The organism is Micromonospora sp. NPDC006766 (genome assembly GCF_040636055.1).
Taxonomy (GTDB): Bacteria; Actinomycetota; Actinomycetes; order Mycobacteriales; family Micromonosporaceae; genus Micromonospora.
Map to the genome: position 1 here is coordinate 27,450 of NZ_JBEYIX010000034.1, position 24,231 is coordinate 51,680.

13 protein-coding genes are annotated in these 24,231 nt (G+C 73.7%); 3 read left to right on the top strand and 10 right to left on the bottom strand.

All coding sequences use genetic code 11. The features are described 5' to 3' along the window. The 3 genes from ABZ671_RS23360 to ABZ671_RS23370 all read right to left on the bottom strand — a co-directional run bounded on the left by ABZ671_RS23360 (position 1) and on the right by ABZ671_RS23370 (position 2,408). Positions 1-1,065, bottom strand: coding sequence for a LacI family DNA-binding transcriptional regulator (locus ABZ671_RS23360; protein ID WP_357861731.1), 1,065 nt, complete (start codon positions 1,063-1,065; stop codon positions 1-3). A gap of 85 nt (positions 1,066-1,150) precedes the next feature. Next, entirely contained in the window at positions 1,151-1,984 is an 834-nt protein-coding gene (locus ABZ671_RS23365; protein ID WP_357861766.1) for a helix-turn-helix transcriptional regulator, read from the bottom strand. A gap of 160 nt (positions 1,985-2,144) precedes the next feature. Further along, positions 2,145-2,408 carry a DUF397 domain-containing protein gene (locus ABZ671_RS23370; protein WP_357861733.1) on the bottom strand — a complete coding sequence of 88 codons (264 nt, stop codon included), beginning with the start codon at positions 2,406-2,408 and terminating at the stop codon, positions 2,145-2,147. A 261-nt stretch (positions 2,409-2,669) separates the two neighbouring features. Here ABZ671_RS23370 and ABZ671_RS23375 point away from each other — a divergent pair, with 261 nt between their 5' ends. Next, positions 2,670-3,311, top strand: coding sequence for a GGDEF domain-containing protein (locus ABZ671_RS23375; protein WP_357861735.1), 642 nt, complete (start codon positions 2,670-2,672; stop codon positions 3,309-3,311). Between the two features lie 147 nt (positions 3,312-3,458). Here ABZ671_RS23375 and ABZ671_RS23380 read toward each other — a convergent pair whose 3' ends face one another. Both ABZ671_RS23380 and ABZ671_RS23385 read right to left on the bottom strand, forming a co-directional pair. Further along, positions 3,459-3,953, bottom strand: a complete 495-nt coding sequence (locus ABZ671_RS23380; RefSeq protein WP_357861737.1) for a type II toxin-antitoxin system PemK/MazF family toxin — start codon at positions 3,951-3,953, stop codon at positions 3,459-3,461. A gap of 64 nt (positions 3,954-4,017) precedes the next feature. Next, complete coding sequence (locus tag ABZ671_RS23385; protein WP_357861739.1) at positions 4,018-4,227, bottom strand: hypothetical protein; 210 nt, start codon at positions 4,225-4,227, stop codon at positions 4,018-4,020. 108 nt (positions 4,228-4,335) lie between these two features. On the opposite strand from ABZ671_RS23385, the gene ABZ671_RS23390 reads away from it, so the two are divergent. Both ABZ671_RS23390 and ABZ671_RS23395 read left to right on the top strand, forming a co-directional pair. Next, complete coding sequence (locus ABZ671_RS23390; protein ID WP_357861741.1) at positions 4,336-4,854, top strand: NUDIX domain-containing protein; 519 nt, start codon at positions 4,336-4,338, stop codon at positions 4,852-4,854. Positions 4,855-4,886: 32 nt separating this feature from the next. Continuing rightward, entirely contained in the window at positions 4,887-6,113 is a 1,227-nt protein-coding gene (locus ABZ671_RS23395) for a hypothetical protein (protein WP_357861743.1), read from the top strand. Between the two features lie 98 nt (positions 6,114-6,211). Here the strand turns inward: ABZ671_RS23395 and ABZ671_RS23400 are convergent, their stop codons facing one another. The 5 genes from ABZ671_RS23400 to ABZ671_RS23420 form a co-directional block, all read right to left on the bottom strand. Beyond that, positions 6,212-11,686, bottom strand: coding sequence for an amino acid adenylation domain-containing protein (locus tag ABZ671_RS23400; RefSeq protein ID WP_357861745.1), 5,475 nt, complete (start codon positions 11,684-11,686; stop codon positions 6,212-6,214). Further along, positions 11,683-14,811 (bottom strand): amino acid adenylation domain-containing protein, encoded by a 3,129-nt coding sequence (locus ABZ671_RS23405; protein ID WP_357861747.1) that lies wholly within the window; start codon positions 14,809-14,811, stop codon positions 11,683-11,685. Before ABZ671_RS23405 ends, ABZ671_RS23400 begins: the two co-directional genes overlap by 4 nt. 55 nt (positions 14,812-14,866) lie before the next feature. Continuing rightward, on the bottom strand, positions 14,867-15,055 hold the full coding sequence (locus ABZ671_RS23410) for an MbtH family NRPS accessory protein (protein ID WP_357861768.1): 189 nt from the start codon (positions 15,053-15,055) through the stop codon (positions 14,867-14,869). A 70-nt stretch (positions 15,056-15,125) separates the two neighbouring features. After that, positions 15,126-20,618, bottom strand: coding sequence for an SDR family NAD(P)-dependent oxidoreductase (locus ABZ671_RS23415; RefSeq protein ID WP_357861749.1), 5,493 nt, complete (start codon positions 20,616-20,618; stop codon positions 15,126-15,128). A 55-nt stretch (positions 20,619-20,673) separates the two neighbouring features. Then, positions 20,674-24,183, bottom strand: coding sequence for an amino acid adenylation domain-containing protein (locus tag ABZ671_RS23420; protein ID WP_357861751.1), 3,510 nt, complete (start codon positions 24,181-24,183; stop codon positions 20,674-20,676). Positions 24,184-24,231 lie beyond the last annotated feature (48 nt).

The following is a 24,231-nucleotide window of genomic DNA, read 5'->3' on the forward strand; positions in this document are numbered from 1 at the left end:
TCAACTCCTTGGGGCGGGACCGGTGGAGGTTCGGACGACGAGGTCGGTGGGGAGCAGGACATGTCCGTCGGCCGGGTCGGCCGGCGGTTGGAGCAGCAGTGCGGCGGCGAGGCGGCCCTTCTCCTCGGCGGGTTGTCGAACGGTGGTGAGGCCGGCGGGGGCAGCCTCGGCGATGTCGTCGAAGCCGGTGACCGAGACGGGATGCGCCAGCCGTGGGCCGGCCTCGGCGAGCGCGTCGAGCACACCGAGCGCGAGCACGTCGGAGCAGGCCAGCACGACGGTGGGCGGTCGGTCGCCGGCCAGGGCGGCGGTGACGGCGGCTGCGCCGGCGGCCCGGCTGTTGCCGGTGGCGTTGAGCACGGTGACGGCCGGCCAGTCCACGCCGACGGCGGCGAACGCCTCGGCGAAGCCGGTGAGTCGGCCGCGGGTCGTCGGGTGCGGGGCGTCGGTCGGAGCGGCCAGGCGCATCGGTCCGCACGGGGCGTCGGGCAGCACGGTGTCGCCGAGGAGGGCCACCCGGCGATGACCGAGCGCGGCGACGTGGTCGGCGACGGACCGGGCGGCGGCCCGCTCGTCGATGCCGACGTAGCGGTCGGCCGGGCCGGCGTCCGGTCGGGGGGCGGTGGTGACGTACGGCAGCCCCCGGTCACGGATGGCGGTCAGGGCCCAGTCCTCGTCGCCGGCGCAGTAGACGCAGAAGCCGTCGACCGCCGCGTTCTCGATGGCGGCGCGGACCCGAGCCCGCTCGGTGGGCAGCGCCAGCAGCAGGAGGTTTGTGCCGTACCGCTCGGCCGCCTCGCCGACCCCGGCGAGAAAGCGCACCGCGAACGGGTCGGTGAAGGCGTACGACAGTTGGGAGGTGAAGAGGACGCCGACCGCGCCGACGATGCCGCGGCGCAGCGAGCGGGCGGTCGGGTTGGGGCCCGGGTAGCCGAGCCGCTGGGCCGCCTCGAGGATCTTCGCGCGGAGGGCGGCCGAGAGCTGGTCGGGTCGGCTGTAGGCGTTGGAGACGGTGCTCCGGGACACGCCCACCGACTCCGCGACGTCCTGCAGGGTTGGCTTCACGGGACCCCCCTTCTGAATCGATTCAGTTACTGGATCGATTCAGAGGCTACCCGCACGAACTGGCGGGGGTCAATGGGGAATTCCGTCAGCCGGCGGTGAGCTCGTCGCGGATCCGGGTGAGCAGCTCGCGGGTCCGCTCCGGGGGTGCCGCCTCCACACAGAGCCGCGCCATGGCCAGCGCGTAATAGTCCAGGTCGTCGCGCTTGTCGAGGTAGATGGCGCTGGTCAACTGTTCGATGTAGACGATGTCCGGGAGGTCCTCGTCACCGAAGCGCAGGATGCTGAAGGCACCGCTCGCGGCGGCGTGGCCCCCGGCGTCGAAGGGGACGATCTGCAGCCGGATGTGCGGTGCGGCGGTCGCCTCGATCAACGCGTCGAGCTGATCGCGCATCACCTCGACGCCGCCGATCGGCCGGCGCAGGACGGCCTCGTCGAGCACCGCCCAGAGCTGGGGCGGGTCGCTGCGGCGCAGCACCCGCTGGCGCTCCATGCGCAGGCCCACCCGGCGGTCGAGGTCGGCGGCCGGGGCGCCCCGATGGCCGAGCATGATCACCGCCCGGGCGTACTCGGGGGTCTGAAGCAGGCCGGGCACGAACTGGACCTCGTACGTGCGAATCAGCACGGCCGCGGCCTCCAGCCCCAGGTAGGACTGGAACCAGGTCGGCAGCACATCGCCGTAACGGTGCCACCAACCGGGGCTGTTCGCGTCGCGGGCCAGTTTGAGCAGCGCGCCACGCTCCTGGGTGGCGGTGACGCCGTAGAGGGTGAGCAGGTCGGCGACGTCGCGCTCCTTGAAGCCGACCCGCCCCAGCTCCATCCGGCTGATCTTCGACTCGGAGGAACGGATCTCCCAGCCGGCGTTCTCCCGGCTCACCCCGGCACCCTCGCGCAGCCGGCGCAACTGCGCGCCGAGCAGCATGCGCAGCACTGTCGGCCCGCTGGTCGGACCCTGCTCGACGGACACCGTCGTCACCTGTCGTCCTTCGCCTGCCGACTGTCCCGGCCGGACACCTCAGGCCCGGCCGACGTGTAAGCATGCCATGGACTCTGAGTGAGGTGAACTCCCCCGGACGGCCGAGTCAGTTTCGTCGATGGGACGCAAGGTCGGCAATGAGGTTGTCGAAGTCGCCGTCTCGGGCGCCGAGCACGAACGCGGCGATCTCCTCCACTGTGTAGATCAGCGCCGGGCCCTCGGGATGCCGGGAGTTGCGCACCGCGACGCCGGTGCCGCCGGGCAACTCGGCCAACTCGACACAGTTGCCGCTCGGGTTGCTGCGGCGACTCTTCTGCCACCGCAGCGGTGGCAACTCGCTGATGGGTACGCCGTTCTGGGGCTGCTGCATGGGGCGTCTTTCTGTGCAGAGGCGCCGATGCCCGCGGGAAGGAGCGGTGGGTGGCGACGGGCGTGTCGACTGTGGATCAAAATGCACGTGCATCTGCTATTGCATCTGCAATGGACAGCGAGCATGATACACGCATTGAGGTGTACCCATCCGTTTACTGTGGGTCACCCTGATACCGGTTATGACCAGGAAAATCACGGTCTGGCCCGGTCGGTCCAGGTGCCGCCGGGCGAAGGCCGACAGCGGGGTGAAGGAGTGCGCGTGCCGGATCCGATGACCGTCGCCTCCGGAATCTCCGCCGCCGGCGCCCTCGTCTCCGCCTGGCAGATGCGCCGCCGAGCCCTCCGGGCCGAGGCGGAGATCGACCTGCTCCAGGCCGAGCTGGCAGCCGAGCGGCACGCGGCAAGCCACGACCCGCTCACCGGTCTACCGAACCGGCGGGCCTTCTACCGACTGGCCGCGGCGCTGCTGACCGACGCCGCCGGCAAGCCGTTGGTGGCGATCGTGCTCGACCTGAACGACTTCAAGCTGGTCAACGACCGCTACGGACACGCGGCCGGCGACCAGGTGCTGGTCTGCGTGGCGCAACGGCTGTCCGCGTTCGCCGGGGACAATCTGGTCGCCCGGCTCGGCGGTGACGAATTCGCCGGGCTGCTGGCCAGTCCCACCGTCGACCGGCGGTGGATCGAGCACGCCACCCGACGGCTGTGCGAGGCGCTCGCCGCGCCGATCCCGCTCGGCGCCCGCACCGTGCAGGTCACCGCCTCCGTCGGGCTCGCCCCGGTGCACTGCCCGACCCAGTTGACCGACGCGCTCTGCCGGGCCGACGCGGCGATGTACCAGGCGAAGAGCGTCGGCGCGGCCCGGCGTCCCCGCCAGCTCGTGGACTCACCGCAAGCTTGACCGCGTACTCGTGGCCGTCGCGGGTGGTGGCCCGCCACAGCGTGGCGGTCGGATCCGCGCCGAACTCCACCGGCACGGCGGTGACCAGGGTCAGCCCGAACTCCTCGGCGACCCGGGCGGCGAGCCGGTCATCCATCGGCCGCTCGTTCAGCGCCAGCCGTAGCCGGCACGCAGCGCCTGGCCCACCCGGTCGAACCGCGGCCGGTCCAGCACCGCTCCCTCCCGCCGGATGCCGTCCTCGGGCATGGTGAGCACCCGATCGAGGCGTACCCAGCTCGGGCGGTGGTCCCGGTCCCACTCCCCCGGGCCGAGGGCGAGCCAGTGCCGCTGGCCGTCCCGGTCGCTCTGGCTCGACAGCATCAGCCCGAACACCGAGCTGCCCTGCCGGCCGACCACCAGCACCGGGCGGTCCTTGCCCTGGCTGGGGTCGTCCTCGTACGGGACCCAGGTCCAGACGATCTCCCCCGGGTCGGCCTGCCCGTCGGGCTCCGGGGCGTACGACAACTCGCGCTGCTGCAGCTCGGCGACCTCATGGTGCCGGGTGACCTGGGCCGGGATGCGCCCGGCGGTAGGGGCGGGCGGTGTCCCGCCCCCGGTGATCCAGCCGAGCCGGGACGCCGCATTCCTCAACAGACCAAGCACGGTCGGCAGCGTATCTCGCACACACCGGCACCGTCACCGTCCACCAGGCGCACGCCCCGGCGGGTCAGGCCGGTAGGCGGTCGCGGTACTGCTGCGGGTCGGCCGACTCAAACGCCCCGTGCAGTGCCGCCGCGTGCGCCGGGTCCACGTACGCGTAGCGGTGCCCGAAGACGGCCAGGGTGCCGCCGGGGATGAGCGCGTCGTACCCCCGCCGGTTGCGGGTGGCCGGCTCCAGCCAGTGCCAGGCCATCGCGCCGGCTATGCGCCGGCGCATAGCCTGGGCGGGCCTCGTCATAACCGCCGGCCACTTCACCGAAAAGTTGCGACACGACCGTCATCGTCGCAGGGTGGACCGGCCGCCGCTGACCCGTCGGGAGGGACGATGACCCCGGAACTGCCCCACGACCTGCCGGTGATCGAGCGTCGCGCGGTCCGGGTGGTGGTACTCGACGCCACCGGGCGGGTGCTGCTGTTCCACACCCGCGACCCGGATTACCCCCGACTCGGCACCTGGTGGGAGCTGCCCGGCGGGGGGCTCGACCCCGGGGAGACGTACATCGAGGCGGCGGTGCGGGAGCTGCGCGAGGAGACCGGCATCGTGGTCGGGCCGGCGGACGTGGGCGCGCCGACCTGGCGGCGACGGGCCAGCTTCATCCACCGCCACCTACGCCACCTGCAGGACGAGGTGGTCGTGCCGGTCCGGCTGGCCGGGCCGGGACCCGACGTGGACGGGACCGAACGGCTCGCCTACGAGGTGGAGGACTATTTCGCCTTCCGGTGGTGGCCGGTCACCGAGATCGTGGCCAGCCGGCCGCGCTGCTACCCGGGGCGGCTGCCGGAACTGCTGCCGGCGTTCCTGGCCGGCGAGGAGATCGACGAACCGTTCGAGCTGTGGTCCTGACGAAGTGCACCGCCAACCGGCACAGTGGAACGGTGAACCCTCTTTACGGACCTCTCGCCCAGTACGCCGAACGGCTGCACCACATCGCCGGGGACACGCACCACGTCGCCTCCCCGCTCGGCGCCTGGCTGCTGCTCGCGCTCACCGGCCCCGCCGCCACCGGCGACACCCGTACCAGCTTGGCGGAAGCACTCGGTACCGACGTGGGCAGCGCCGCCGCGGCGGCCCATGCGCTGCTGGCCGCGCCGCATCCGCTGGTCGCCGCGGCCACCGCCCTGTGGGAGCGGACGCCCTTCGAGGAGTTGGCCGGCTGGCGGGCGACCCTGCCGGAGCGGACGCAGACCGGTCCGCTGCCCGATCAGGCGACGCTGGACGCGTGGGCGCGGGAACACACCTACGGCCTGATCGACCGCTTCCCGATCGGTGTCACGCCGGACGTCCTGCTGATCCTGGCCAGCGCGCTGGCCACGAAGGTGTCCTGGGCCGAGCCGTTCCAGGTGGCGCCGGCCGACCAACTCGGGCCGGGCAGCCGGTGGGCGGGCCAGCTGAAGCGGGTGCTGCGTACCCCGGGGCACGGCCACCGGTGCTGGATCACGGCGACCGCGCGGGCCGGTGACGTGGCAGTGCACGCCGCGCCGGCCCGGCCGGTGGCCGCCGCCGACGGGAGGGCCGGCATGCTGGTGGTCTCGGTGGCCGCCGCGCCGGACGTGCCGGCGGCGGACGTGCTCGCCGCCGCGCAGAAGATCGCGGCCGGCGCGGCCACCGCTCCGGACGGGATTGCGCCGGGCCAGCGCTCGCTGTACGACCTGCCGCTGGGCGACACGCCGCTGTGGACGCTGCGGGAGGAGACGGTCCGGGCCTTCGGCCGCCAGGAGCGAATCGGCGCGGTGCTGCCGTGCTGGTCGGCGGAGAGCCGGCACAACCTGACACCGGTCGGCTTCGGCCCCGCCGCGCGGGCGCTCGGCGCGCTGCTGGGGCTCGGGGAGCCACCGTACGAGGCGGTCCAGTCGGCGGTGGCCCGCTACGGGCGGTACGGCTTCGAGGCCGCTGCGGTCACCGCGTTCATGGTGGCGACCGGACTGCCGCCCGAAAGCATCGCCCGGGTCGCGGAGCTGCGGTTCGGGCACCCGTACGCGGTGGTGGCAGTGGCCACCGACAGTGCGGGCGGCCCGTGGCACGGCCTACCGGTCTACTCGGCGTGGGTGGCGGAGCCGGCGGAACTGCCCGAGGACGAGCTGGCGGATCCGCCGACGCGGTGATGAGCGCGGGGGCCTCCGGCTGTGCTGCCGGAGACCCCCGCGCCGCGCGGGTGAGAAGGGAACCTTCTCTACCGCAGGCGTTAACAGGGGGCCCTTCCTTACCGCTCGGCGGCGCGGGCGGCGAGGCGGCGTTCCCGTTCCTGAGCGCCGATCAGGTCGTCCGGGAGCGAGTCCTCCACCTCGATGTCGAAGCGGCGCAGCAGCCGGAGCGAGAAGCCGCCGAGGGTGACCAGCACGAGGGCCAGCCCGAAGCAGACGTACGCGAAGCCGATGCCCCGGCCGGGACCGGTGCCGATCACCGCGCCCACCGACCCGGCGAGCGACCCGCCCGGGGCGAGCCTCGGCTCGAACAGGGCGGTGGCCCACGGCGCGAGCAGCGCGAAGCCGATGGGCAGCGTCGACCAGGAGATGGTCTGGTTGAGGCTGAACACCCGGCCGTGGAAGCGCTGCGGCACCTTGACCTGGACGATGGTCGCGTAGATGGACTGCGCGGTGGTCATCGCCAGGGCCAGCCAGCAGGCGCCGACGCAGATCATCGCCACCGAGGCGTCCAGGCCGATCAGCACACAGCCGATCGCGGTGCCAAGGTTGGCAATCAGCACGCCGATCATCCGCCGCCGACGTGGGCCGCCCCACAACGACATGAGCATGCCGCCGAGCACCGCGCCGACCGCCTCGGCGATGGCCACCTGCGCCACCTGTGTCGGGGTGCCGCGGGAGAGCACCAGCGGGGTGGTGAGCACCAGCGCGGGGGCCAGGAAGATGTTGCCCAGCGCGAAGTAGCCGAGCATCAGCCGGAAGCCCCGGTGGTGCCAGGAATAGCGCAGGCCGTTGGCGATGGCCACCAGCAGCCGTTCCCGGGGCCGCCAGCCGAGCAGGTCGGGGAAGCGGACCACGGCCAGGGTGGCCACCGCGACCACGTAGCTGGCCACGTCGACGAGCAGGATGCCCTTGAGTCCGATCGTGGCGAACAGGCCGGCCGCGAAGGCCGGCATCAGCAGGGTGGCGACGCCGGTGGAGAGCTGGGTGATGCCCTGCGCGTGGCCAAGGTAGCGCTTCGGCACGAGTTGGGGCACCGCCGACTGGAGCGCGATCCGCTGGAACGACCCGGCGACGGAACTGAGCGAGACCAGGAGGTAGATGTGCCAGAGCAGGAGGTTGTCGGTCCACAGCAGCGCGGCGAGGACCAGCTGGATCGACCCGGCGATGGAGCTGGCCAGCATCATGATCCGGCGGCGACTGACCCGGTCGACGAGCGCGCCGGCGATCGGGAGCATCAGCACGCCGCAGATCAGCGCGAGCGACCAGAGCAGGCCGAGGTCGGCCACCGACCCGGTCCGGTTGTACAACCAGATCGGCAGGGCGAACGCGGTCAGCGCGGACCCGGTGCTGGACACGAGCTGACCGCTGGTGACCGCGAGGAAGCGGCCCATGCTCGGCTTGACGGTCGCCTTGGCCGGGCCCGCCTCCTCGCCGATCCGTAGCTGGTCGAGGGCCGCCCAGCTGGCGTCCTCGCCCCGGGCCTCGGGGGTGAGCGCGGCGATGTCCCCGCCGACCACCGCCGGGTGAACCTGGGTGACGATCTCGGCCAGTTCCTCGGCGCGGTACTTCAGGAAGAAGTGCCCGGCCTGGTCGAGGACCACCAGCCCGAGGGTGTCGCTGAGGAACTGCCACTCGGCGTACCGCTCGCGGTAGTAGTCGGTGACCGGGTCCTCGGAGCCGACCACCGAGATGATCGGCGCGCGCAGCTTGGTCGCCTGCTGGTCGAGCAGCCGGGTGAAGTACTCCTCCGAGGCGCGGGAGTCGGCCCGCATGTTGCTGATGATCCGGTCGGCCTGCTCCGGGTCCAGCTCGTCGGTGTCCACCCCCATCGACTTGAGCCAGCTCGCATAGTGCTTGTTGCTGCGCAGCTGTTCGAGCCGGTTGCGCAGGGTCGCGAAGAGGCCCTTGGGGCGGGCGAACGGGAACATCGCGCCGATGTAGACGGCTTCCAGGTCGCGTCCGGCCGCCTCCACCTTGCGGGCCACCTCGGCCGCGATGGCGCTGCCGACGCCGCAGTGGCCGTAGAGGACGATCGGCCCCTCGACCCGTTCCAGGATCTCGTCGGCGACCCGGGTGGTCAGCTCGTCGAAGGGCAGCGCGTCCTCGGCGAGGCCGACGTCGTGCCCGGGGATGGCGAGCGACCACAGGGCGTGCCCGGCCGGCAGGGCGTCGGCGAGCGGCTGGTAGACGATCGCGCTGCCGCCGCCGTAGGGGACGCAGACGTAGGAGAGCACCCGCTTGCCGGCGGGAATCGGCTTGGTCAGCTCGTAGAGCAGCCGGCGCGGCCCGTCCTCGGCGGCGTCACCGGAGATGAACGCGGCCAACTCGCGGATGGTCCGCTGCTGGAACAGGTCCATCACCCCGACGGGCCGACCGCCCAGCTCCACCTTGCGGATCTTGGCGACCACCTGGGTGGCGAGCATCGAGTGCCCGCCCAGGTCGAAGAAATCGTCGTCGATGCCGAGCGTGTCGACGCCGAGCACTTCGGACCAGATGGCGGCGAGGGTACGCTCGGTGTCGTCGCGCGGCTCGACCAACGCCACCGACGCCTCACGGGTCACCACCGGCGCGGGCAGCGCCTTGCGGTCGAGCTTGCCGTTGGGGGTCAACGGCAGCGCGTCCAGGGTGACGAACGCGGCCGGCACCATGTACTCCGGCAGGCTCTCCTTCAGCGCGGCCTTGAGCGCGGCGTGTTCCGCCGAGCCGACCAGGTACGCGGTGAGCCGCTTGTCGCCGGGGCTGTCCTCGCGGACGATCACCGCCGTCTCGGTCACCCCGGGCTGCTCGCGCAGCGCGCTCTCGATCTCGCCGAGCTCGATGCGCAGCCCGCGCAGCTTGACCTGGTGGTCGATCCGGCCGAGGAACTCGATGACGCCCGACCCGTCCCCGGAGACGACCCAGCGGGCCAGGTCGCCGGTGCGGTAGAGGCGGGCACCCGGCTCGCCGGAGAACGGGTCGGGAACGAACTTCTCAGCGGTCAGCGCCGGCCGGCGGTGGTAGCCGCGGGCCAGCCCGACGCCGCCGATGTGCAGCTCACCGGCGACGCCCATTGGGCACTCGTGGCCGGCCGGGTCGAGCACGTGCAGGCGCAGGTTGGCGATCGGCGCGCCGATCGGCACGCTGGTCATCGTGGCGAGGAGCGCCGGGTCGCAGGGCCAGGCGGTGACGTCGATGGCCGCCTCGGTGGGGCCGTACAGGTTGTGCAGCCCGCACCAGGGCAACCGGGCGGTGAAGTCGAGCGCCGAGGCCAGCGGCAGCTCCTCGCCGGAGCAGATCACCCGGCGCAGCGCGGTGGCCGCCTCGATCCCGTCCTCAGCGAGGAAGACGGTCAGCATGGACGGCACGAAGTGCGTGGTGGTGATCCGCTCGGCGACCAGCAGATCACGCAGGTAGCCGGCGTCTTTGTGGCCGCCGGGCTTGGCCAGGACCAGCCGGGCGCCCTCGCGCAGCGGCCAGAAGAACTCCCACACCGACACGTCGAAGCTGGCCGGGGTCTTCTGCAGCACCGCGTCGTCGACGCCGAGGCGGTAGGTCTTCTGCATCCAGTCGAGGCGGTTGACGATGCCCCGGTGGGTGTTCGGCACCCCCTTGGGCCGGCCGGTCGAACCGGAGGTGTAGATGACGTACGCCAGGTTTTCGGGGCCGGCGACCGGCTGCGGGTCGGTGGTCGGCTGGTCGGCCCAGGCCGAGGCGTCGTCGAGGGCGAGGACGGTGGCGGCGGTGTCCGGCAGCACCTCGCGCAGGTGCTGCTGCACCAGCACCACCGGCGCGTTCGCGTCGGTGACCATGAAGGCCAGTCGGTCGGCCGGGTACTCCGGGTCCAGCGGCAGGTACGCGCCGCCGGCCTTGACCACGCCGAGCAGGCCGGCGACCAGCTCGAGGGAACGTTCCGCGCAAACCCCGACCAGGGTCTCCGGGCCGACGCCGGCGGCGCGCAGCCGATGCGCGATCCGGTTGGCGGCGGCGTTCAGCTCGGCGTACGTCAGGCTGTTGCCGTCGATGGTGACCGCGACCGTGTCCGGGGTGGTGGCGGCCCGTTCCTCGATCGGCCCGTGCAGCGTCTGCGCGCGGGGGAAGTCGGCGGCGGTGTCGTTCCAGGCCGCCAGCAGCGCCCGCTCCGGCGCGGGCAGCAGCTCCAGCCGGGAGACCGGGGTGTCCGGCGCGGCGACGATCGACGTCAGCAGGGTGGTCCACCGGTGGGCGATTCGCTCGACGGTGTCCCGGGTGAACAGGTCGGTGTTGAAGACCAGCTTGCCCCAGAGCCCCTCGACGGTCTCCACCGCGTGCAGCTCGAAGTCGAACCGGGTGGCCCGTAGCTCCATCGGCGTCCACCCGAAACGCACGTCGTCGGTTCCGGAGACCTCCCGGAAGCGGCCCATCTCGTAGTTCTGCAGCGCGAACATGGCCTGGAACACCGGGGAGCGGCTGACGTCGCGGGGCAGTCCCAGCTCGTGGACCACCTTGGCGAACGGCACCTCGGCGTGCTCGAAGCCGTCCAGCACGTTGCGCCGGGTGCGTTCGAGCAGCTCGGTGAAGGTCGGGTCGCCGGCCAGCTCGGCCCGCAGCGGCAGCATGTTGATGAACATGCCGACCACGTTCTCCAGCTCCGGCGCGGACCGGCCGGCCACCGAGGCGCCGACGGCGAAGTCGTGCTGGCCGGCGTGCCGGGCCAGCAGCACCTGATACGCCGCCAGCAGCGTCATGAACAGCGTGCTGCCGCCGGCGCGGGTGAGCGCGTTGAGCCGGTCGGTGGTGGCCTGGTCGAGCCGGAACTCGACGTAGTCGCCCCGGTAGGTCTGGGTGGCCGGGCGGGGCCGGTCCAGCGGCAGCTCCAGCGGGGTGATCCCGGCGAGGCGCTGCTTCCAGTAGTCGATGTGCGTCTGGGCCTGCGGGCTGTTCAACTCCTGCGCCTCCCAGACGGCGAAGTCGCCGTACTGGATGGGCAGGGTGGGCGGTTCGCCGCCCCGGTACAGGGTGATCAGGTCGCGCAGCAGCACGTCCACCGACCAGCCGTCGCTGACGATGTGGTGCTGGCCGAGGAAGAGCACGTGGTCGTCGACGTTCAGCCGGATCAGCAGGGCGCGCAGCAGCGGCCCGTGGGCCAGGTCGAACGGCTCGGCGGCGGCCGTGTCGACCAAAGCCTGGGCGGCCTCCTCGTCGGGGGCGTCCACCACGGTCAGCGGCACCTCGACGAACTCCTCCACCACCACGGTGGGGCGGCCGTCCGAATCGGCCGGGAACCGGGTACGCAGCGACTCGTGCCGGGCGCTGAGCGCGGCCAGGGCGGCGCGCAGCGTGTCGACGTCGAGCGGGCCGCGCACCCGCAGCGGCACCGGGATGTGGTATGCCGCCTCACCTGGGGCGATCTGGTCCATGAACCAGACCCGCTCCTGGGCGTACGACAGCGGCACCTCGGCGTCGGCGGGCCGGGGGCTGATCCCGACCGCGGGGGCGGCCTGGCGGGCGCGCAGCCGCTTAGCGATCAGCGCCTGCCGGGCAGCCTCGCGGGTCGGATCTTTCAGATCGGTCATGAGTCGCGTTCCTCTTCCGCCGCGAGCAGCGCGGCGACTTCGGTGTCGGAAAGCCCGTCGAGTTCGGCGGCGATCCGCTGCTCGATCTGGGCGGCCAGGTCCGCCACCACGGGGCTCTTGAAAAGCGCCCGCATCGGCAGTTCGACGTCCACCTCTGCCCGCAGCCGGGCCATCGCCCGCATGCCGCGCAGCGAGTTGCCGCCGAGGGCGAAGAAGTCGTCCAGGGCACCGACCTTCTCCACCTGGAGGACCTCGGCGTACACCTCGGCGACCAGGGCCTCGGCCTCGGTGCGCGGGGCCACGTAAGCGTCCTCGGCCGGCGCGGCGGCGGCCGGCGCAGGCAGCGCCGCCCGGTCCAGCTTGCCGTTCGGTGTCAGCGGCAGCGCGTCGAGCCGCACCAGCGCCGCCGGGATCAGGTGCGTGGGCAGCTCCCGGGCCAGCGCGGCGCGGACCGCCTCCTCGTCGGCCGGGCCGACCAGGTAGCCGACCAGCATCGGCTCGCCGGAGTCGGTACGCACCGCCGCGGCGGCCGCCCGGACGTCCGGGTGGGCCAGCAGGGCGGCCTCGATCTCGCCCAGCTCGATCCGCATGCCGCGCACCTTGACCTGGTCGTCGCGGCGACCCAGATAGTCCAGGCTGCCGTCGGGACGCCGGCGGGCCAGGTCACCGGTGGCGTACATCCGCTCCCCGGGGGACCCGTACGGGCAGGGCAGGAAGCGCTCGGCGGTGAGGCCGGGACGGCGGTGGTAGCCGCGGGCGAGCTGCGGGCCGGCCACGTACAGCTCGCCGACCACGCCTGGCGGCACCGGCTGCCCGGCGGCGTCGAGCAGCAGCGCCCGCAGGTGCCAGGTGGGCGTGCCGATCGTCACCGGGCCGGCCGGGACCGGCTCGCCGGGGGCGATCCGCGCGGCGACGCAGCCGACGGTCGCCTCGGTCGGGCCGTACTCGTTGATGACGGCGACGTCGGGGTGGGCGGCCCGCCACGTGGCGAGCTGCTCGCCGGTGAGCGCCTCGCCGCCGATCACCAGGTCGACGGTGGGCGACAGCTCGCCGTCCAGCAGCGGCAGGTGGCTCGGGGTGACCTTGAGGAAGGTCGGCCGGCCACCGACCCGGGCGGCCGGAGAGTCGATCGCCGCGAGCCGGACGGTGCCGCCGGCGGTGAGGGTGCCGAGCAGACCGGTGACGGTGAGATCGAAGGAGACCGGCGAGTGCAGCAGCGCCGTGCCGGACAGGCCCGGGTAGGTGTGCCGGGCCCAGGCCAGGTAGGCGGTCACCGCCCGGTGCTCCACCACCACGCCCTTCGGGCGGCCGGTCGAGCCGGAGGTGTAGAGCACGTACGCGGGGTGGTGGGGGCGCAGCGGGGCGACCCGGTCGGCGTCGGTGAGGTCGGTCTCGGGCTGATCCGAGCCCGCCGCTCCGTCCAGCACCAGCGCCCCGGACGGCACCAGCGCGGCGGTGTCCGGGGTGGCCACCACCAGGGCCGGCTCGGCGTCCTCCAGCAGGTAGGCGATCCGCCCGGCCGGGTACGCGGTGTCGATCGGCACGTACGCCGCGCCGGTCTTGAGCACGGCGAGGATCGCTACCAGCAGCTCCCGGGAGCGGGGCAGGGCGAGCGCCACCCGGGCCTCAGGGCCGGCGCCGCGGGTCACCAGCAGCCGGGCGAGCCGGTTGGCGGCGGCGTTCAGCTCGGCGTACGTCAGCGACGTCCCGTCGCAGACCAGCGCGACGGCGTCCGGGGTGGTCGCTGCCTGCCGCTGCACCTCGTCGACCACGGTGGCCGGCGGCACTTCGGGCGCGGTGCCCAGCCCGAGGCCGAGCACCAGGTCGCGTTCGGTGTCGGCGAGTAGCGGCAGCGCGGCGACCGTCCGGTCCGGGTCGGCTACGGCGGCGGTGAGCAGCCGGAGGTACCGGTCGACGACCGCTTCGGCGGTGGCCCGATCGAACAGCCCGGTCCGGTAGATCAGGCGGCTCTCGCCGGTCGTGATGTCGAACGTCAGGTCGTCCTTGGTGGCGCCGAGCTCCACCGGGTCCAAACCGGAGTCGGGGATGAAGTTCAGCGTGGTCTGGAAGATCGGCTGCACCGACGGGTCGCGCTGCGGGGCGACCGCCTCGACGATCTTCTGGAACGGCGTCTGCCCGTGCTCCATCGCGTCAACCAGGCCGTCGCGGACCCGGCCGAGCAGTTCGGCGAAGGTCGGGTCGCCGGAGACATCGCAACGCAGCGCCACCGGGTTGACGAACATGCCGATCAGCGGGGCGGTCTCGGTGCTGTCCCGACCCGCGGTCAACACCCCGATCACCACGTCGGTGTCGCCGGAGATCCGGGACAGCAGCGCCGCGCAGCCGGCCAGCAGCACCATGTACGGCGTGGCCGACGCCCCGGTCGCGACGGTCCTGATCCGGTCGAGCAGCCCCGTGGGCAGGTCGAAGCGCACCTCGTCGCCGGCGTAGCCGAGCTGCGCCGGGCGGGGGCGGTCCAGCGGCAGGCCGGTGACCGCCGGCGCGCCGGTCAGGTGGCCGGTCCAGAAGGCGAGCTGGCGGTCCAGTTCCGCGCCGGTGAGCTGATCGCGCTGCCAGACCGCGAAGTCGGCGTACTGGATGGGCAGCTCGGGCACGGCGGGCTCGCCGCCGGTCAGCGCGGCCTCGACGAACGCCTGGACCTCCTGGTACAGCAGCACCGCCGAGTGGCTGTCGAAGACCGCGTGGTGCACCACGAACGTCACCGCCCAGCTGTCGTCGAGGCGGATCAGCCGGGCCCGCCACAGCGGCGGGGCGTCCAGCGGGATCGGCGTGCGGGCCAGTTCCGTGCGGAGTGCGTCGAACGCGGCGGTCTGCTCCGCCTCCGGCAGGTGACGCAGATCGACGGTGGGCATCGTGACGGGCTCGTGGGCCCGCACCACCTGCACCAGGGCACCGTCGTCGACCCGCAGGTGGGTCCGGAGCGACTCGTGCCGGGCCAGGATCTTGTTCACGATGTCGATGGCGGTTTCCGCGTCGACGCCGGCCGGGAAGCGCATCGGGACAGCGATGTTGAAGACCGGCGAGTCGGCGTCGAGCTGATTGGCCAGCCATACCCGCTCCTGGGCGAAGGAGGCCGGGAAGGCCCATTCCTGACGCTCGCTCATCGTTGCCCCCTTTCGTTCGCGACTGCGGGGCTCCGCTCCGCCGTGCTCCTCGCGCTCACTGCGCTGCCTCGCGAACCGAGCGGGGACGCATGTCAGTCCAGACGGTGTCGACGTGGGCCAGGCACTCCTCGCGGGTGCCGACAAAACCGGCGTCGTACCAACCTGCGGGGAGTTCCCGGTCGGCCGACCAGATCGAGTACTGCTCCTCGTCGTTGCGCACGACCAGGAATCGGGGTTCGGCCATCTCAGTTCGCTCCAAGGGGGTCGGGATGTACGGCTCGACGTTGCTCATGGATGTCTCCTGTTCCTCGTGGTCATGCGCGAGGCAGGCGCGGAATGGCCGGGATGGTCGCTGGCGCGGCCGGCTCGTCGGCGGGCTGAGCGGCGCGCAGTTCCTCGATCCGGGCGGCCAGCCCGGCGACCGTGGGGGTCTCGAAGAGGCTGCGCATCGGCAGCCGTACCCCGGTGGCCTTGCGCATCGCGGCGATGAGCTGGACCGCGACCAGCGAGTTGCCGCCGAGGCCGAAGAAGTCGTCGTCCACGCCGACGTCGGTCACGCCGAGCCCGTCCCGCCAGACCTGGGCGATGGTCTTCTCCAGCTCCGTCGAGGGCGCGGCCGAGCCGCCGCCGACGGCGGTCGGCGCGGAGACCGTCGGCTCGGCCTCCGCCTCCAGGCTCTCCGTGGTCACCAGGGTGGCCCGGCGGCGGATGTCGGCGACGGTACGGGTGGCGATGACCACCTGGGCGCCGAGCCCGGCAGCGAGGCTGCGGCGGAACGCCTCCGCCCCGTCCACCGGCCGGATGTCCTCGGTCACCGGGGCCGGGCCCGCCTCGGCCGGGGCGGCCGGGGTGTCGGTGAGACCTCCCGTGACCGCGCTCTGGTCGACCCGGCGCAGCACGAAGTCGCTGATCGCGACGAGTTCCCGGCCCTCGACGTCCACCAGGGACAGATCGGCGGCCACCACCTCGTCGGTGGCGCTGGCCCGGTGCCGCAGGTGGCTGTGGAAGGCCGCCGGCAACGCCCCGCGCACCACCATCCGGCCGTAGGACAGCGGCAGGTAGGTGCCGGAACCCTGGCCCCGGCCGAACGCCGTGGCGACGTCCAGCAGCGCCGGGTGCATCCCCCAGGCGGGCAGGTCGTCCACGGCCGCGGCCGGCGCGTCGATCCGGGCCAGTTCCTCCCCCTCGCCGAGGTGGTGTTCGGTGAGCGCGGCCCAGCGCGGCCCGAAGGTGAGCATGCTGGTGCGCCCCCGGCCGAACGACGCGTCGTCGTCGACCCGGCGACCGCCCACGGTGGGCACGCCCGCCGGCGGGGCCGACTCCTCGGTCCAGCCGGCGGCGCCCCGCACATGGGTCCGAAGCTGACCGGCGGCCAGGCTGGCGACGGTGAAATCCACCCCGTCCTCGGTGGGCGTCAGCTCCACCCGGTACTGGGCGACCGTGCCGTCCGGCACGGAGAACGGTTCCAGGAAGACCACGTCCCGCAGCTCCACCGCCGCCTCCGGGCCGGGCGCGGGCAGCGCGGCGGTCACCGCCGCGCGCACCGACTCCAGGTGGGCGGTGCCGGGCACCACCGGCACCCCGCCGATCCGGTGCTCGTCGAGCAGCCAGTGGGTGCCGGCGGAGACCAGGCCGTGCAGCACCGTGCCGTCCGGCCCGACCACCTTGGTGGTGAGGACCGGGTGGTCCACCGGGGTGGTGACGACGTCCCGGCCGGCGGCCCGGAACCCGGCCGGGGAGTCGGTCTCCACGGCCATGCCGACCTCGGCCCAACCGCCCCAGTTCTGCGCGACCACCGGCGCGCGGAAGCCGGCGCCGGCCCGCGCGAACGCGTCCAGGAAGTTGTTCGCCGCGCAGTAGTCGACCTGGCCGAAGCCGCCGATCACCGCGGTGATCGAGGAACACAGCGCCACGAAGTCCAGCGGCAGGTCACCGAAGACCTGGGCGAGGGCGAGCGTGCCGGCCAGCTTCGGGGCGAGCACCCGCTCGGCCTCGGCCCGCTCCTTGATCTCGGCCATGCCGCCGCCGGGCAGGCCGGCGGCGTGCACGATGCCGTCCAGCCCGCCGAACCGTGCCTGGGCGGCCTCGCGGACCCGGCGCAGGTCGGCCGGGTCGGTGACGTCGGCGGCGAGCACCAGCACCTCGGCCCCGGCCGCCTCCATCCGGCGGATCGCGGCGATGGCCCGGCCGGCCCGGTCGGCGCCGCCGTGCACCGCCAGGTGCTCGTCCCACCGGTCCCGCTCGGGCAGGCCGGACCGGGCCAGCAGCACCAGCTTGGCGCGTACCCGCCGGGCGAAGTCCTCGGCCAGGGTGACGCCGATGCCGCCGAGGCCACCGGTGATCAGGTAGCGCCCCTGCTCGATCAGCGCGCCCGGCTCAGCCTCGTCGTCGACGGTGACCTGCTCGTACCCGGCCACCCAGCGCCGGTCGCGGCGCAGCGCCACCTCCGGGTGCTCCGGGTCGACCGGGCCGCGCAGCTCGCCGACCAGGGCGGTGACCCCGCGGGCGGCGGGGTCGGCGTCGACCATCCGGACGGTGAGGCCGGGCAGTTCCACCGGCAGCACCCGGGCCAGGCCGGCGAGGGTGGCGTGTTCCGGGCGGACCAGGTCGTCGCCGCGTACGTCGCCGATGCCGGCGGTGACCAGGTCGAGGGTGACGCCGTGCTCGTCGGCGGTCAGGCCGGCGCCGGCGAGCGCCTGCACCAGGTGCAGCGCGCTGAAGAACCCCCGGTCCTGGGCGGCCCAGGCGGCGGCGAGGTCCGTCCCGACCGGCTCCCCGTCCAGCGCGTACGCGTGCACGATCCGGCGCGGCAGGTCGGCGCCGAGCGCGGCGACCAGGGCCTCGTGGTCCTCGCGGACGCCGGGGCGCAGCCGGAAGCCGGCCGGCGTGGCGGCGAAGGCGTCGCCGGCGCGTACCTCGACCGGGTCGTCCCCGGCGGCCCGCAGCGCCGCGACCAGCGCCTCGCCGCGCGGGCCGTCGGCCAGCACCAGACAGCGGCCCAGCGGCGCGACGGACCGGGCCGGGGCGGCCTGCCGCCACACCGGCACCGCGAACCACTCCGGCAGTGGCCGTGGGCCGGTCTCCACCGGGGCCGCCGCGACCTGCTCCTGCGGGTCCGGGTCGACCCAGTAGCGGCGGCGCTCGAACGGGTACGCGGGCAGCGGCACCCGGCGGGCGTCCGGGTCGGCGGCCGGCCGCACCGGCACGCCCGCGCACCAGAGCGCGCCGGCGCTGCCCAGCAGGGTGGCCAGGTCGCCGGTGGACTCGCCCGGCCCGGGCAGACTGCCCAGCGGGGTGAGCTTCCGCTGCGCCTCGGACGCCTTGGCCACCTGCATCCGGGCCAGGTTGGCCAGCTGCCGGCCGGGACCGCACTCGACCAGCGCCCAGGTGCCCTCGGCGAGCAGGGCGGCCACGCAGGCGCCGAAGCGGACCGGCCGGCGCAGGTGCGCCGCCCAGTACGCCGGGTCGGTGGCCTGCGCCTCGGTGATCCAGGTGCCGGTCACGTTGGACAGGAACGGCACGGCCGGCGGGCGCAGCGGCACGGTGGCCATCAGCGCGGTGAACTCGTCGAGGATCGGCGCCATCATCGGCGAGTGGAACGCGTGCGAAGTCCGCAGCAGCTTGCTCTTGCCCTTGAGGGTGGCGGCGAACTCCTCGACCAGGGCGGTCTCACCGGCCACCACGCAGGTGCCCGGGCCGTTGACGGTGGCGACGGAGAGCCCCTCGGGTAGCCGGTCGGCGACCACCGACTCGTCCAGCGACACGGCCAGCATCGACCCGGCGGGCAGGGAGTGCATGAGCCGGCCCCGGGCGGCCACCACCTTCAGCGCGTCCGGCAGGGTGAGCACGCCGGCCACGGTGGCGGCGACGTACTCGCCGATGGAGTGGCCGATCATCGCGGCCGGGGTGACCCCGGACCGCTGCCAGAGCAGGGCGAGCGCGTACTCGACGGTGAACAGGGCGGGCTGGGTGTAGCGGGTCTCGGTGAGCTTCTCCCCCGCCTCCGGGTCGCGGCCGAGGATCAGGTCGCGGATGTCCAGGCCCAGCTCGGGGCGGAGCAGCTCGGCGCACTCGTCCACGGTGGCCGCGAAGCCGGGGTCCTCGGCGTAGAGCTCGGCGCCCATGCCGGCGTGCTGGGAGCCCTGGCCGGAGAAGAGAAGAGCCACCTTCGGGGCTGGACGGTCGGTCAGGCCTCGATGTCCGCGCTTCGGATCACGAAGCAGCGCGGCCGCCGTCGCGGGATCGGTGGCGACCACGGCGGCGCGGTGCGGGTACTCCTGACGACCGACGCGCAGGGTGTGCGCGACGTCGGCGAGCAGCCCGGCGCCGCCTCCGGCGCTGACCTCGGCGCCGCCTCGGCCGCCGTCCTCCAGGTGGTCGGCGAGCCGTCGCACCGCCGCGTCCAGCGCGGTGGCGGTCTTCGCGGACACCTGCAGCAGGTGCGCGGGACGGACCCGCCGCTCGGCCCGGTACGCGGCCGGCGCCTCCTCCAGCACCACGTGCGCGTTGGTGCCGCCGATGCCGAAGGAGCTGATCCCGGCCCGGCGCGGCACGCCGTCGGTGTCCCACTTGGTCAGGGAATTGGCCACGTAGAACGGGGTGTCGGCGAAGTCGATCGCCGGGTTCGGCGCCTCGTAATTGATGGTGGGCGGGATCAGACCATGCTCCATGGCGAGCACCGTCTTGATCACGCTGATGATGCCGGAGGGCTGGCTGAGGTGGCCGATGTTGGACTTCACCGAGCCGATGCCGCACCAGCCCCGGTCGTCGGTGCCCCTGGCGTACACGGCGGAGAGGGCGGCGACCTCGATCGGGTCGCCCAGCGCGGTGCCGGTGCCGTGCGCCTCGACGTAGCTGATGGTGCGCGGGTCGATCGCAGCCAACTCGACCGCCTGCGCCACCGCCTCCACCTGACCGTCGATGCTGGGGGCGGTGAAGCCGACCTTGCTGGCGCCGTCGTTGTTGATCGCGTTGCCCAGCACCACCGCGCGGACGGTGTCGCCGTCGGCGATCGCGTCGGAGAGGCGCTTGAGCAGGGTCACCCCGGCGCCGCTGCCCCACACCGTGCCGTTGGCGCCGGCGTCGAACGGGCGGCACCGGCCGTCCGGGGAGGTGAAGCCGTCCATGCCGAGGTAGCCGACGTGCGGCAGTTCGATGTTCACGCCGCCGGCCAGGGCCATGTCACACTCGCCGTTGCGCAGCGCCTCGCAGGCCAGATGGAACGCGACAAGCGAGCTGGAGCAGGCGGTGTGCACGGTCAGGCTCGGCCCGCGCAGGTCCAGCCGGTACGACACGTTGGTGGCGACGTAGTTCGGCGAGGTGGCGGTGGCGATGGAGACAGAGCCGTGCGGGTTGCCGCCGACCCGCTTGTTGCGCTTCACGAACTCGTTCAGGTAGGTGTTGCCGCCGGTGCCCGCGTAGACGCCGATCGCACCGTCGTACCGGCTCGGGTCGTAGCCGCCGTCCTGCAGCGCCGTGTAGCAGATCTCCAGGAAGAGCCGGTGCTGCGGGTCGGTCACCTCGGCCTCGCGGGCGGTCATCCCGAACAGGCCGGCGTCGAACTCGTCGTAACCGTCGACCAGCGGGGCCCGGTTCACCCAGCCCGGGTCGTCCACCTCCTCGACCAGGGCGCCCCGGGCGAGCTGCTCCTCGCGGGTCAGCTCGGTGACCGATTCCACGCCGTCGACCAGGTTGCGCCAGAACTCCGCCACGTCGGCGGCGCCGGGCAGGCGGGCGCCGAGCCCGACGATGGCGATCGGTTCGATGCCGTTGTCGGCGGGATGTTCGGGGGCCATGTCGTTGTTCATCGGGGTCGTCCTTCGTTGCGCGGGTGCCGGGGTGCCGGCGGGAAGGGTTGCGGCGTCATGGTTGGTTCGGCCGTCGAGGCGGGGTTCGGCGGGCCCGGCCCCGGCGGGCGGCGGCGCGCTGCGCGGCGCGGGCCAGTTCCGGCCGGTCGGCGGCGCCGTCGAGGCTGGCGGCGAGCGCCCGCACGGTCGGATGGCGGAACAGGTCGAGCATGCTGATCGAGCGGCCGGTGGCCTCGGTGAGCCGGGCGTGCACCGCGGCGAGGGCCATCGAGTGACCGCCGATGTCGAAGAAGTTGTCGCTGAGGCCGACCCGCTCCCGGGCGAGCACGTCCCGCCAGATGCCGGCGATCAGCTCCTCGGTGTCGGTCGGCGCGTCCGGTCCGGCGGGCAGCGGAGCCCGCGTCGGCTGTCCGGCGACGGTCATCGCGCCCAGCGCCGCCCCTCGTACCTCGGCCCGGGGCAGCTCGGCGGCGATCTCGGTGGTCTTCGCGTCGGGCGTCGCGGCCAGCGCGCCGACCAGGGTGACGAAGTCGGCCAGCAGCCCGTCGATCCGGTCGGCGTCGAAGAGGTCCGGGTTGTAGACCAGGTCGACGCCGAGCCGGCCGGCCCGCTCGACCACGTAGACGGTGATGTCGAACGGCGAACCGGGCCGGGGCACCGGCACCGGATCGCCGGTCAGCCCGGTGAGCGCCAGCCGGGGTTGGACGAAGTTCAGCACGTTGAACAGCACCTGCACCAGCGGTGAGTGGGAGGTGTCCCGGCCGACGCCGAGCGCGTCGACGATCCGTTCCAGCGGCGCGCCCGGGTGCTCGGTCACCTCGTGCAACTCGGCCGCGCAGCGGTCGACCAGGTCGGCGAAGCTGGCCCCGCCGGTGCGGACCCGGACCGGCACGGTGTCGATGAAAAAGCCGACGACGTCGTCGAAGGCGGCCAGCCGCCGGTCGGCCATGACCGCGCCGAGCACGTGGTCGTCGCCGCCGGTGAGCCGGCTGAGTAGTTCCCCGAAGCCGGCCAGCAGCACCGCGGCCAGGGTCGTCCCGCGGGCCTCGGCGAGCCGCCGGACGGCCCCGTCGGCCGCCTCGTCGAGCGTCGCCGCGGCCTCCGCCCCGGCGTACGTCTGCACGGCGGGGCGCGGGCGGTCGCGGGGCAGATCGAGCACGGTCGGCGCGCCGGTCAGGTGTGCGGTCCACCAGGCGAGATCGTCCGCCCCCTGCCGGCGGTCCCGCTCGGCCCGCCAGACGGCGTAATCGGCGTACCGGGCCGCCGGCGCGGCCAGCTCGACCGGCTTCCCGCCGACGGCGGCCGCGTACGCGGTGGCCAGGTCGGCCGAGAAGACCGCCTCGGACCAGCCGTCGAAGACCGCATGATGGAAGGTGACCGCGAGCACGTGCTCGGCCGGGCCGAGCCGGTAGACGGTGACCTGCCAGGGCGGGCCGGTAGCCAGGTCGAAGGCGTGGGCGGCCCCGTCGGCGAGCAGCCGCGCCAGTTCCGCCTCGGCCCCGGCGCCGGCCAGGTCCACCACGGGCACCGGCAGGTCGGTCGGCTCGGCGCAGATCGCGTACGGCACGCCGCCGGTCTGCGGGATCCGCCAGCGCAGCACGTCGTGCCGGTCGGCGACGGCACGCAGGGCCGTTCCGAGGGCGGACACGTCGAGGGGCCCGTGCAGCCGGTGCGCGAGGGCGATGTTGTACGGCGCGCTGGACGGGGCGATCTGGTCCATGAACCACAACCGCCGCTGCGGCGGGGAGAGGGTGGGCGGGTTGCCGGTCCGCAGCGTGTCCCCCGTGCAGGAGCCGGCGGCGCGGACCCGCTCGGCGAAGGCGCCGAAGGTGCGGCTGGCGAAGACGTGCCGGGCCTCGACGTCCCGGCCGAGTTCGGCACGGACGGCGGCGACCAGTCGCATCGCGGCGACCGAGTTGCCCCCGGCGGCCAGGAAGTCCGTGCCCTGCCCGGGGACGCCTCCGAGCAGCCGGGACCAGATCCGGGACAACGCCCGGCCGAGCGGGTCGTCCGGTTCGGACGCCGACGCCGGTGCGGCGGGTCGGCCGGCGACGGCGAGCTCGCGCAGCGCTGCCCGGTCCAGCTTGCCGCTGACCGGACTGACCGGCAGCTGGGCCAGTCGGAACAGTCGGGCCGGGAGCATCGCGGTGGTCAGCCTGGTGGCGGCGTACCGGCGGACCTCCTCGTCGTCCGGGGCGTCCGCCGGGGTGAGGAAGCCGACCAGCTCCGGTCCGAGCGGGCCGGGGACCGCCTCGACGGCGGCCGCGTCCACGCCGGGGTGCCCGGCCAGTACCGCCTCGATCTCGCCCAGCTCGATGCGCTGGCCGCGCACCTTGACCTGCCGGTCGGCCCGGCCGAGGTAGACGATCCGGCCGTCCGGGGCCTGCCGGACCAGGTCGCCGGTGCGGTAAAGCCGGGCCCCGGCCTCGCCGGAGTACGGGTCGGGGACGAAACGTTCGGCGGTCAGGGCCGGCCGGTTGAGGTAACCGGTGGCCAGGCCCGGCCCACCGAGCAGCAGCTCACCGGTCTGGCCGGGCGGGACGGGCCGGAAATCGGCGTCGACGACGTACGCCCGGCCGTTGGGCATCGGTACGCCGATCGGCATCGGGTCGGCCGGCACCCCGGTCACCTCGTCGACCAGCGCCAGCACGGTTGCCTCGGTCGGCCCGTACGCGTCGAAGAAGCGCCGCCCCGGCGCCCAGCGGGCGGCCAGCTCGGCGGGAACCGCCTCGCCGCCGCAGAGGACCACCTGCCAGCTCGGGACGGCGTCGGGGTCGAGCAGGGCGAGCACCGTCGGGGTGATGAAGCCGTAGTTGGCCTCGTGCGCGGCGAGGAACCGCTGCATGCGGGCCGGGTCACTCCGGTCTTCGTCGCCGACGAGCTGCACCGACCCGCCGACGGTCAGCGGCAGGAACAGGTCGATCGCGGCCACGTCGAACCCGAGGGACGAGACGCCGAAAGTACGCACCTCGGCGTCCGCCGCGGTCACCGCGGCCAGGCCGGTGACGAACTGCACGAGGTTGCGGTGGGTGTTGAGCACCCCCTTGGGCCGCCCGGTGGATCCGGAGGTGAAGAGCACGTACACCACGTCGTCCGGCGTGACCGGGCGGTGCGGCGGCGGGCCGGCCGGCGCCCCGGTGGGTGGCGACACCGCGCGGATCCCGGGCACGCCGGCGAAGGTGGCCTCCGCCAGGTCCCCGACCACGACGGACAGGCCGGCGTCGTCCACCACGTCGAGCATCCGCCGCCGCGGCCCACCGGCGTCCAACGGTACGTAGCATCCGCCGGCGATCAGCACGCCCAGCACGGTGACCACCAGCTCGGGGCGGCGGGACGCGCAGATGCCGACCCGGGTCTCCGGCCCGACGCCCTGCTCGCGCAGGACCGCCGCCAGCCAGCCGGCCCGCTCGACGAGCTGCCGGTAGCTGAGCACGTCCTCCCACTGCCGGACGGCGACCGCGTCCGGGGTACGGGCGGCCTGCTCCGTGATCAGCTCGACCAGCGTCGCCTCCGGGTACGGCAGCGGCACGCCGTGCAGGGTGGAGGTGGGCGGGCTCGTGGTCACCGGGACTCCTTCGCTTCGCTGCGTGGCGTCATGCGACACCACGGGACT